The 10,461-nt window shown below is 70.1% G+C and carries 13 protein-coding genes; 7 read left to right on the top strand and 6 right to left on the bottom strand.

The window, feature by feature from the left end:
- Positions 1-98: 98 nt before the first annotated feature.
- Entirely contained in the window at positions 99-758 is a 660-nt protein-coding gene (locus LZ199_RS13850) for a hydrolase (RefSeq protein WP_253994148.1), read from the bottom strand.
- Between the two features lie 169 nt (positions 759-927).
- Between LZ199_RS13850 and LZ199_RS13845 the strand changes: the two genes are divergently transcribed.
- Positions 928-1,560 carry a response regulator gene (locus LZ199_RS13845; RefSeq protein WP_253994147.1) on the top strand — a complete coding sequence of 211 codons (633 nt, stop codon included), beginning with the start codon at positions 928-930 and terminating at the stop codon, positions 1,558-1,560.
- A gap of 9 nt (positions 1,561-1,569) precedes the next feature.
- Here the strand turns inward: LZ199_RS13845 and LZ199_RS13840 are convergent, their stop codons facing one another.
- Positions 1,570-2,073, bottom strand: a complete 504-nt coding sequence (locus LZ199_RS13840; protein ID WP_253994146.1) for a GNAT family N-acetyltransferase — start codon at positions 2,071-2,073, stop codon at positions 1,570-1,572.
- Between the two features lie 397 nt (positions 2,074-2,470).
- On the opposite strand from LZ199_RS13840, the gene LZ199_RS13835 reads away from it, so the two are divergent.
- Positions 2,471-2,920 (top strand): hypothetical protein, encoded by a 450-nt coding sequence (locus tag LZ199_RS13835; protein ID WP_253994145.1) that lies wholly within the window; start codon positions 2,471-2,473, stop codon positions 2,918-2,920.
- A 2-nt stretch (positions 2,921-2,922) separates the two neighbouring features.
- Here the strand turns inward: LZ199_RS13835 and LZ199_RS13830 are convergent, their stop codons facing one another.
- Positions 2,923-3,420, bottom strand: a complete 498-nt coding sequence (locus tag LZ199_RS13830) for a DUF3592 domain-containing protein (protein WP_253994144.1) — start codon at positions 3,418-3,420, stop codon at positions 2,923-2,925.
- A 218-nt stretch (positions 3,421-3,638) separates the two neighbouring features.
- Between LZ199_RS13830 and LZ199_RS13825 the strand changes: the two genes are divergently transcribed.
- Positions 3,639-4,472, top strand: a complete 834-nt coding sequence (locus LZ199_RS13825) for a 3'(2'),5'-bisphosphate nucleotidase CysQ family protein (RefSeq protein ID WP_253994143.1) — start codon at positions 3,639-3,641, stop codon at positions 4,470-4,472.
- 8 nt (positions 4,473-4,480) lie between these two features.
- Here the strand turns inward: LZ199_RS13825 and mug are convergent, their stop codons facing one another.
- Positions 4,481-5,038 carry a G/U mismatch-specific DNA glycosylase gene (mug, locus tag LZ199_RS13820; RefSeq protein ID WP_323389612.1) on the bottom strand — a complete coding sequence of 186 codons (558 nt, stop codon included), beginning with the start codon at positions 5,036-5,038 and terminating at the stop codon, positions 4,481-4,483.
- 129 nt (positions 5,039-5,167) lie between these two features.
- On the opposite strand from mug, the gene LZ199_RS13815 reads away from it, so the two are divergent.
- Positions 5,168-6,118 carry a 1-phosphofructokinase family hexose kinase gene (locus LZ199_RS13815; protein ID WP_253994142.1) on the top strand — a complete coding sequence of 317 codons (951 nt, stop codon included), beginning with the start codon at positions 5,168-5,170 and terminating at the stop codon, positions 6,116-6,118.
- Between the two features lie 58 nt (positions 6,119-6,176).
- Complete coding sequence (locus LZ199_RS13810; RefSeq protein WP_253994141.1) at positions 6,177-7,553, top strand: glycosyltransferase 87 family protein; 1,377 nt, start codon at positions 6,177-6,179, stop codon at positions 7,551-7,553.
- Here the strand turns inward: LZ199_RS13810 and LZ199_RS13805 are convergent.
- A complete protein-coding gene (locus LZ199_RS13805; protein WP_253994140.1) occupies positions 7,541-8,821 on the bottom strand; it encodes a metal-dependent hydrolase family protein in 1,281 nt (426 codons plus the stop codon). The genes LZ199_RS13810 and LZ199_RS13805 overlap by 13 nt on opposite strands.
- 167 nt (positions 8,822-8,988) lie before the next feature.
- On the opposite strand from LZ199_RS13805, the gene LZ199_RS13800 reads away from it, so the two are divergent.
- On the top strand, positions 8,989-9,297 hold the full coding sequence (locus LZ199_RS13800) for a hypothetical protein (protein ID WP_253994139.1): 309 nt from the start codon (positions 8,989-8,991) through the stop codon (positions 9,295-9,297).
- Between the two features lie 14 nt (positions 9,298-9,311).
- Here the strand turns inward: LZ199_RS13800 and LZ199_RS13795 are convergent, their stop codons facing one another.
- The gene (locus LZ199_RS13795) at positions 9,312-9,686 is read right to left on the bottom strand and encodes a DUF423 domain-containing protein (protein ID WP_253994138.1); all 375 of its coding nucleotides are present in this window, start codon (positions 9,684-9,686) and stop codon (positions 9,312-9,314) included.
- A 94-nt stretch (positions 9,687-9,780) separates the two neighbouring features.
- On the opposite strand from LZ199_RS13795, the gene LZ199_RS13790 reads away from it, so the two are divergent.
- Positions 9,781-10,416 carry an SET domain-containing protein gene (locus LZ199_RS13790; protein WP_253994137.1) on the top strand — a complete coding sequence of 212 codons (636 nt, stop codon included), beginning with the start codon at positions 9,781-9,783 and terminating at the stop codon, positions 10,414-10,416.
- Positions 10,417-10,461: the final 45 nt, after the last annotated feature.

The following is a 10,461-nucleotide window of genomic DNA, read 5'->3' as shown; positions in this document are numbered from 1 at the left end:
CGCGGAAGAGGGACGCGGACAACGACACGACGACGGACGCGGCCCGGGTGACCGTGGGCGCGCGTCCATCGCCGGGGTACGACGAGGCGCTTGCGGCGTCAGTGCCCGCCGCCCTCGGAGGCGTTGAACATGGACTTGGCGTACTGGACGCCCAGGCCGTAGCCGCCGCCGTTGCTGACGGCGATGCCCGTGGTCATCGCGTAGGTGGCGCCGCGCGCCCAGTCCCGCTGCAGCTCCAGCAGGTACTGGAGGCTCGTCATGGGCATGGCGCCTGCCTGAATCATGCGCTGCACCGCGCGCTCGTGGGCCTCCTCGGAGATGTCTCCGCTGGCGTCGGTGATGACGTAGACCTTGAAGCCCTGGTCGATGGCCGACAGCACCGGACCGACGATGCACACGCCCGTCCACAGGCCGGCGAACACCAGCCGCTCCTTGTCGAAGCGGTTGACCTGGTCCGTCACTTGCGAGTCCTCCCACGCGTTCATCGTGGTGCGGTCCAGGACCTTGGCCTCGGGGAAGACCTCCTTGATTTCGGGAAACAGGGGGCCGGAGAAGCTCTTCTCCGCGACGGTGGTCAGGAGGGTGGGGACGCGAAAGCCAGCCGCCGCCTTGGAGATGAGCGACGTGTTGTTGCGCAGCAGCGAGAGGTCGATGGACTTCGTCGCGAAGGCCATCTGCGACTGATGGTCCACGAGGATGAGCGCGTGGTTGTCCGGAGTGAGCAGGTTCTTTCCGGGGGTGGGGCTGGCGTTGGGCATGAGGGCTCCTCGGGGGTGGGAATTGAGCGCTCAGGATGAAACACCCGGAAGCACCGTCAGTTCATCCCTCGTTCGGGGGAGCTTTCGGTCACCGTGCGGCGAATCCGCTGGGAGCCTGGGTATGGGTTGGCGCGAGGTGAGGGCCGCGCGAAGTGGTATTCTTCACGCCATGAATGCGATGGAGTCGAACATCCGAATCCTGGTGGCCGATGACCATCCGCTGCTGCGTGAAGGGCTCAGCGGGATGATTGCGGGTCAGCCGGACATGAAGCTGGTCGCCGAGGCGGAGAATGGCGAACAGGCGCTCCAGGCCTTCCGGACCCACCAGCCCGACATCACCTTGATGGATGTGCAGATGCCGCGGATGAATGGCATTGACGCCATCAGCGCGATTCGCGCGGAGTTCCCGGCGGCGCGCATCATCGTGCTGACGACCTACAAGGGAGACGTGCAGGCGCTGCGGGCCATCAAGGCGGGCGCGTCCGGTTACCTGCTCAAGAGCATGCTGCGCAAGGATTTGGTGGAGACCATCCGCAGCGTGCATGCCGGACGCCGCCGCATCTCCGCGGACATCGCGTCGGAGATGGCCGAGCACATGGCGGACGACGAGCTGACGGCGCGCGAGCGGGATGTCTTGAGCCGGGTCGCCGCAGGCAACGCGAACAAGGAGGTCGCGGTGCAGATGGGCATCTCCGAGGAGACCGTCAAGACGCACATGAAGAACGTGTTGACGAAGCTCTCCGCGAAGGACCGCACGCACGCGGTGGTGGTGGCCGTGCGGCGGGGCATCATCGACATCTGAGCGGAGGCGTCAGGGTTTCTTGGGGGCGTCGGGCGTGGAGGTCGCCTCGCGGGTCATCTCCACCATGGTGGGGCGCCATCCGAGGCGCGCGAACATCCGCTGAGCGGGCTCGTTCTTCGCGGCGGTGTGGAGGACGACGCGCGGCACGCCCAGGGCGGTCAGCCGGCGCATCAGCTCCTCGGCGAGCAGGGGGCCCACACCCGCGCGGCGGGCCTTCTCGTCCACCCAGAGGTCATGGAAGCCGCCGGAGCGGTCCAACAGGGCGTTCCAGTCCACGTCCTCCACGCGGCCGTACGCGTAGCCGACGACTTCACCGTCCAGCTCCGCGACGAGGACGACGGCGTCCGCCTTGCGCGCCTCGCGCCCCAGCCACCAGCGGTAGCCGGACTCCACGTCGTCCGGGAGCATGAAGCGCTGGGGGTCGAACTCATGGTGGAGCCGGGCGAGCGCCGCGCCCATGCGGCCCAGGGCGGGCTCGTCCGAGGGCTGGGCTGGGCGGAGGGTGACGGGCATGCGGGGTCTCCTTCGAGGGGGCCGGGAGCCTCACACAAGGGCCTCGGGTCCGCACGGTGTTCCACTCCGAGGTGTGTGGAGTGCTGGACGTGAATGGACGTCGTCCAGCGTCGTCTTCCTTGCTCTGTGTCCTTGCTCCCGCTTTGTCCTGTTCACTCTCGTGCGCGAGTGGCCCTGCTGCGAGCGTGCACGAAGCTGTTTCGCGTGCCGCGCAGACGCGGCGGCGTGCCGGGGGGACGCGCATCGAGATGTTCGTGTGCGAGCCCTTCGCCACCTATGCGAGCTCCACCACGAGCGACCTCGAGGAGGTCGTCGAGAAGTTCGACCTGAGGTCCGCGTGTATCAGAGCTACGCGGGCAAGTATTCGCTCGGCCATTGTCTGGAGGCGATGCGGTCCATGTCTCATGCGCAGTTCTGCACGGATATCGCCCTGTCGAAGGTCGAAAACGGCACGCCGGAGAATGTCCGCCAGGCGAAGAAGCGGCTGTTCCTCCTCGAGGCACACTGGAGCCAGGCCCGCATCCAGCACCGGATGAACGCCAATCCCGCCCGGGGCTCCATCGTCCTCCAGAACCTCAAGGCGCGCATCCAGTCCTACCGGGACGAGTGGGCGGTCAGCCTGACCAAGACGATAGAGGAGCTGGCCCCAGACCCGGTGGCACAAGTCTTCGCGACAGCTCCCCTGGGGCCCCTGGAGCTCGTCGACACTCGCGAGAAGCTCCTCGTCTACTTCGACGAAGCCACGTTCCCGGATCCGCTCGTGATTGGTCAGGACGTGGACGGCGACCTGGGGGGCTACAGTGTCGTCGCGCAGAATGGCCCCGTCTTCACCCTGCGACGCCGCTGAGGCTACCGCGCGAGCCGCTGTCCCTTGAGGCGGCGCTTCTCGCGCACGTCCGCGCGCACCATGTCCACCATGCCCGCGCCAGCGATTCCGGCGACGGCCAGGCCTCCCAGCATCACCACGTAGCTGGACATGCCCGCGCCGCCGCACTCCACGCACGCCACCGCCGGGTCGTCCGGCTCGTAGTGCACGGGCAGCTTCGTGCCGGAGGCATACCGGTGCGTCAGGCGCTGGGCATCCGGCAGCGCACCCGTGTCATTGCCCCCGAACGAAATGGTGTCCGCCGAGTAGGTGTGGCCGCCCACCGCGTACTCGTAGCGCACCTCGGGATGGAAGCGGGTGGTGCGCCGGCTGCGCAGCGTCTCCACGCCCGACGCCACCACGGTGCCCTCGGTGGTGGGCCAGCGCTCGCTCGCATGGGCCCGGTACAACATGCGCCCGCCTCCGAAGGCGAGCATCGCTCCACACAGCAGCATCAACCCTGTCAGCAACACTTTCATCATCTCGGCCTGTCCTCACGGTGTCTCGGGGGCCTGGGTGCGGGCCCGCTCCCCGAGCACTCACGGTTCGCTTCGTGCAGTGCAGAAGCCGCGCCACCAACTTCCCTCGCGAGCACGCCGAACCCCGTGGGGCACTTCGCCCCGCGTGGGGCGGTTCGCCCCAGCCTTGCCCGACGTTCGACTTCCCACCCAGGCCCCATTCGAGGGCAGACTGTCCGCCCATGCCATCCCTCGACACCGAGCTCGACACCGCCCGCCGCATCGCCCGCGAAGCAGGCGCCCTCTTGCTGCAGGTCTACGCCACCGCCTTCTCCGTCGAGGACAAGGCGGGCGGCCAGGGGCCCGTCACGGAGGCGGATACCCGAGCCAACGCCCTCATCGTGGATGCGCTGCGCCGCGCCTTCCCTGGTGACGGCGTGGTGGCCGAGGAGTCCGACAACAGCGCCGTCGCCGGCCGCTTCGAGCGCTGCTGGTTCGTGGACCCGCTCGACGGCACCCAGGAGTTCGTCAACCGCAACGGCGAGTTCGCCATCCACATCGGCCTGGCCATCGGCACCGAGGCCGTGCTGGGCGTGGTGTACCGGCCGGTGGGCGACACGCTCTACTCGGGCGTGGTGGGGCAGGGGGGCTTCGTGGAGTCGGCGGGCACGCGCCGCGCCCTGCGCGTGTCGGACGAGGCGGAGCCCGCGTCGCTGCGACTGGTGGTGTCGCGCTCGCATCGCTCCAAGCTGACGAACCAGGTGGTGGCGCGGCTGGGCATCACCCGGGAGCAGGAGTCCGGCTCGGTGGGCGTCAAGTGCGGCCTGCTCGCGGAGTCCAAGGCGGACCTCTACCTGCACGTCAGCGACAAGAGCTACCGCTGGGACAACTGCGCGCCGGAGGCCGTGCTGCGCTCGGCCGGGGGCATCCTCACGGACCTGGGCGGCACGCCGTACCGCTATGACGGCTCCGAGCTCCAGAACCTGCGCGGCCTGCTGGCCTGCAACGCCGCCGCGTTCCCGAAGGTGCAGCCCGTCGTCACCCGCTTCGCGCGCGAGGCGAAGCTCATCGACTGACGCGGGCCTCAGCCCTCGTCGGCCGCCTGACGCAGCTGCGCGTAGAGGCGGGCCAAATCCTGGAGCTGATAGTGGGCATTGAGCCCGCTGGGATTGGGCAGCACCCACAGCCGAGTGGTGCCCATCGTCTCCGGTTGGAGCCCGAGCTGTGCCTTGGGCCGCGCGAAGGCGGTGCGGTACGCGCCCATGCCCAGCACCGCGAGGAAGCGGGGGCGGTAGCGGCGCACCTTGGCCTCCAGCGAGACAGCGCCCGTGAGCAGCTCCGCCTTGTCGAGCAGGTCCGCGGTCGCCGTGGCGCGGTCGACGACGTTGGTGATGCCCAGGCCGCGCTCGCGCAGCTCGGCCTGCTCCGAGGGACGCAGCTGCCGGGGCGTGAAGCCCGACAGGTGCAGCGTGGGCCAGAAGCGGTTGCCCGGGCGCGCGAAGTGGTGGCCCATCACCACGGAGTAGAGGCTGGGGTTGATGCCGCAGAAGAGTACGCGCAGGCCGCGCGAGAGGATGTCCGGCATGGTGCGGCCAATGGCCGCGTCGAGCTGTTCCCGCGTGGGGCCTCGTGGCGAGGGCATGGGCGCATCTCGCCTCAGCCGCGCGGGGATGGCAACGCCCGGGCTGGCGGGGACGTTCCGGGTGGGGCACGCTGCGCGCTTTCTCGTTCCGAGACGGACGTCCACTCCCCACCGCTGGAGACCTGGCACATGGCGCACATCGTGACGCTGACGCTCAACCCCGCCATCGACGTCGCGACGTCGGTGCCGGAGGTCACCCCGGAGCACAAGCTGCGCTGTGGCTCGGTGCGCAGGGACCCGGGTGGCGGCGGCATCAACGTGGCGCGCGTGGTGCGCGAGCTGGGCGGTGAGTCCATCGCCGTCTACACGCGGGGCGGCGCCACGGGGCTGATGTTGGAGGAGCTGCTGGAGGAGAAGGGGCTGTTGCGCCGCTCCATCCCCGTGGAGGGCTCCACGCGCGAGAGCTTCACCGTGGCCGAGGGCACCAGCGCCCGCGAGTACCGCTTCATCCTCCCCGGGCCCGTGCTCTCCGAGCGCGAGTGGCAGCGCTGTCTGACGGCGGTGGGCGAGGTGGCGACGGGCGCCGCGTTCATCGTGGCCAGCGGGAGCCTGCCCCAGGGCGTGCCCGAGGACTTCTATGCGCGCGTCGCGCGCCTGGCGAAGGGGCTGGGCGTGCGCGCCGTCGTGGACACCAGCGGGACGCCGCTCTCCGTGGCGCTGGAGGAGGGCGTGTTCCTGGCCAAGCCCAACCGCCGCGAGCTGCGTGAGCTGACGGGCATGAAGGCGGAGGACCTGGACAGCCAGGCCGAGGCGGCGCGGGAGCTGGTGGCGCGAGGGCGCGCGGAAGTCCTGGCCGTGTCCATGGGCGCCGACGGCGCGCTCCTGACGACTCGGGACACGCAGCTTCGCGCCTCGCCTCCCCCTGTCGAGACGCACAGCTCGGTGGGCGCGGGTGACAGCTTCGTGGCGGGGCTGACGCTGGCGCTCTCCCGGGGCCAGTCGTACGAGGACGCCCTGCGCTGGGGCATCGCCTCCGGCACGGCGGCCCTGCTCTCCCAGGGCACGGACCTGTGCGCTCGGGCGGACGTCGAGCGGCTCTTCACGCGGGTGGTGGCCGTGCCGCTGGCCCGCACGCTGTAACGCCGACCCGGGTAGACTTCGCCTCCTCGGGTGGTGCCTGAGCAGGGGAGGGGGCGCCGTGTCTCTCTTTCCCCGCGACAAGAGCAGCCGGGATTGGACAGAGTGCGCTCGCGTGTCCGCCTCCACACCCCCTCTTCCCTCGACTTCCGCTTCCGCCCGTCTCGGGCCCTGGCACTGGGTCGCGTTCCTCGTCGGCGTGACGCCGCTCGTGGTGTACGCGTTCTCGCCTCGCATCGGCGACCTGGACCTCTACTTCAAGACGGCGCGCGCCTTCCTCGGTGGCCTTACGCCCAACCAGGACTTCCGCTTCGAGTACCCGCCCTACGCGCTCCTGTGGTTCATCCCCGCGGCGTGGGTGCGCTCCACGCAGTGGGAGTTCATCCCGCTCTTCGGGCTCCAGCTCGCGGTGATGGATGGGTTCATCAAGTGGGTGCTGCTGACCGAGGGCGCGCGCAAGTGGGGCAGGACGTGGCGCTCGGTGGTGCCGTGTCTGGCGTACTCGGTGACGTCGTGGATGGCGGCGCTCTACTACCTCAAGCGCTATGACCTCATCCCCGCGGCGCTGACGATGGCGGCCCTCTTCGCGCTGGCGCGTCGTCGCGAGACGGTGGCGGGGCTGGCGCTCTCGGTGGGCGTGGTGACGAAGCTCTACCCGGTGGTGCTGGTGCCGCTGGCCCTGGCCGTGGCCTGGAAGCGCGGCACGCTGGGCAAGCTGGTGGTGGGCCTGACGCTGGGCGTGGCGCCGCTGCTGCCGCTGAGCGCCGTGTGGCCCTGGTGGGGCTTCGCGTCATTCCACGTGGACCGGGGGCTCCAGGTGGAGTCGTTCGGGGCCTCGTTGCTGTGGGCCGCGCATCACCTGGGCCTTGCCCAGGGCGTGGTGTGGATTCACGCGCCCGCGGCGTACGAACTGCACGGCGCCGCCGCCGAGGGCGTGAGGGCGGTGAGCCGGTGGCTGTGGGTGGTGGGCTCGCTGGGCATGGCCGCCGTGGGTGTGTGGTCCGTGCGTCGCCGCGCCCCGGAGCGGGTGGAGGACCTGGCGCGGCTGGCGCTGGGGCCGCTGGTGGCCTTCATCATCCTCAACCCGGTGCTCAGCCCGCAGTTCCTGACGTGGGTGATGGGCGCGGCGGCGCTGGCGCTCCTGTCCGGCTCGCGCACGGTGCCCGTGCTCATCCTCGTCGCCGCCGTCCTGTCGCGAGGCGTCTTCGTGGGCCCCTCGTACAAGTACGGGCTGGGCATTCCCCAGACGCTGCTGCTCCTGGCGCGCAACGGGATGCTGTTCGTCGCGGGCTACCTGCTGCTGCGGGATGCGTGGCGGCGGGTGGCCTCGGATGACGTGGCGCCCACGGCGTCGTCGGAGCGGGACTTCCTGCCCGCGTCGGTGGAGGCGGCCTGTGGGGAGCCCGCGGGAATCGGCCTGGCGAGTCAGCGCCGGTAGGGCGTTCCGTTCTTCATCACCCAGCGGACCTTGCGCACCGCGGAGATGTCCCGCGTGGGGTCTCCCTCCACGGCGACGAGGTCCGCGAAGAGCCCCGCCTTCACCCGCCCGAGCCGGTCCTCGCGGCGCAGCATCTTCGCGTTGCCGGACGTGGCCGCCTGGAGCACCTGCACGGGCGTCATGCCGTACTCCACCATCAGCTCCAGCTCGCGCCCGTTCTCCCCGTGGGTGAAGACGCCCGAGTCTCCGCCCACGCACATGGGCACGCCCGCAGCGAGCGCCGCGCGGAAGCTGGTGCGCTTCTCCTGAATGGAGGCGGGCTCCGGGTCCACGCCCTTCTTCCAGCCGTGGTAGCGAAACAGCGCGTCGCCCGCCGCCAGCGTGGGGCAGAGGAAGACTCCGCGCTGCGCCATGAGGCGGAAGACCTCGGGCGTTCCTCCATCGCCGTGTTCGATGCTCTGGGCGCCGGCGAGGACCGCGCGGCGCATGCCCTCGGGCGTGCTGGCGTGGACGGAGACGGGGCGGCCACCGTCGCTCGCCGTCTCCACGATTCGCTTCATCTCCTCCAGTGAGTAGGTGGGGCGGGCCTCGCCCGAGGGGCCCCAGCGATAGTCGCCGTAGACCTTCACCCAGTCGGCGCCCCGGCCCATCTGTCCGCGCACCGCGCGCACCAGGTCATCCACACCGTCGGCCTCCTCGGCGCCCTGGGGGACGTGCCACTCGGGGGCGAAGCCCTTGGGGCCGTAGGTGCCGCTGGCCACCAGCGCCCGCGTCGCCACGAGCAGTCGGGGCCCGGGGATGATGCCCTGCTGAATCGCCTGCTTGAGGCCGACGTCGGCGTCGCCCGCGCCCTCGGTGCCCAAGTCGCGCGCGGTGGTGAAGCCCGCGAGCAGCGTCTCGCGCGCATGCTGGGTGGCGCGGGCCACGCGCAGGGACAGGGACTCCTTCAGCACCTGGTCGTTCCAGGTCGCTTCGTTGTACGGGTGGAGGAACAGGTGCGAGTGGCCCTCGATGAGGCCGGGCAACAGCGTGGTGCCCGCCAGGTCGATGACCTCCGCGCCCTCGGGTGGCTTCACCTGGGCTTCGGGCCCGGCGGCGATGATGCGCTCTCCGGTGACGAGGACGACCCAGCCCGCATGGGGCTTGGGGGTGACGCCGTCGAAGACGCTCGTGGGGCGCAGCAGGTACGACTTTGGCGCAGGAGCCGAAGCTCCCGTCTGCTGGGCCGAGGCCGTGGTGACGACGAGGGCGAGGAGGAGGGCGCGCATGGCGGTGCCTGGGCGTGGGTGTGGGGGAGGGGATGATGGCGCGGGGGCAGGATGGCAGCCACTTCGCCGCTCACTGCCCTGGAGGGCAAGCCGGACTGAGAGGGAGCTTCAGCCAGGCTCATCCCTCGCGCTGCGAGCGCCCGTGGGGGGTGGTTAAACCCAAGGGCATGGCCCGAGAACAGAGCGTCAATGCGTTGTTGCCGGTGGAGGCCGAGCTCCAGAAGGAGAGGGCTTCCGCGCTCAGGCGCACCGGCGAGAAGCTGGAGAAGGCCCTGGCCGCGCTGGAGGGCGCGGAGCGGGAGCTGTTGATGGCCCGAGGCCCCGCGCGGGTGGTGCGCCTGGAGCGCTACCGGGTGCTGCGCAAGGAGGCGGAGCTTCAGCGCTGGTACCTGATGGTGCAGCGCGAGGCCTGCGGCATCCGCAACAACCGGGAGTTGGACCTGGTGTACCCGATGCCTCCGCTGGTTCGGGAGTGACACCAGTCCTGTGACTAGGGCGTGGCGCGCCAGGCGGCGATGGCGAAGAGAGTCCAACCGGCGAGGAAGCCCAGGCCGCCCAGGGGCGTCACGGCGCCCAGGACGCGCACGCCGGAGAGTGCGAGCGCGTAGAGGCTGCCGGAGAACAGGACGATGCCCACGAGCATCGCCCAGCCCGCGCCGTTGAGGAGGGAGGAGGGGCGCAGCAGGGCCAGCAGTCCCACCGCCAGCAGTCCGAGCGCGTGGTACATGTGGTAGCGCGCGCCGGTCTCGAAGATGACGAGGAGGTCCGGTGGGAGCCGGGCCTTGAGCGCATGAGCGCCGAAGGCTCCCGCGGCCACGGACAGGAAAGCGTTCACCGCACCGAGTACCAGCCACCACCGCATCATCGAACGCCTTTCATCGAGAGTCCGTCTGGTGCACGCTACACCGCCGTTGATGGAGCGTCCTGGCCGACGTGAACTCCGGGCCACTCATACCCGCATGACATCCTCCACTTTCACTCCTTCCTCCAAGCCCATTCCCTTCGAGCTGCGTCCGTCGTCCATCCAGGGCACGGGCGCCTTCGCCACCCGTCGCATCCGCAAGGGTGAGCGCATCATCGAGTACGTCGGTGAGCGCATCACGCAGGCAGAGGCGGATCGTCGCTACGACGACGAGGCCATGGGTCGGCACCACACCTTCCTGTTCAACCTGGACCCCAAGACGGTGCTCGACGCGGGCACCCTCCACAACGAGGCGCGCTACATCAACCACTCGTGCGCGCCCAACTGCGAGGCGCTCATCGACAAGGGGGGCATCTACATCTTCGCCCTGCGCGCGCTCGAGGTGGGGGAGGAGCTGGTCTACGACTACGCCTACGAGCGCACCGAGGAGATGGGGCCGGACTCCGAGTCCCTCTATGTGTGCCGCTGTGGCGCCGCTACGTGTCGGGGCACCATCCTGGCGCCGGAGAAGAAGGCCCCCGCCCGGAAGAAGGCCACGAAGAAGGCCGGGGCGAAGAAGAAGTCCGCGTCCAAGTCTCGCTCCGCGAAGAATCCCGTGAAGGGGACGAAGCGCGCGACGAAGCCCGTGAAGGGCAAGAAGTCCACGGGCGGGCGCAAGCGTCTGGCGGGGTGATGGGGGTTCACGCGGTGCCACGCGCGCTCCAAGGGTGACATTCGA

Origin of the sequence: Myxococcus qinghaiensis (assembly GCF_024198215.1) — a bacterium.
GTDB lineage: Bacteria > Myxococcota > Myxococcia > Myxococcales > Myxococcaceae > Myxococcus > Myxococcus qinghaiensis.
This window is presented reverse-complemented; position numbering and strand designations above follow the sequence as displayed.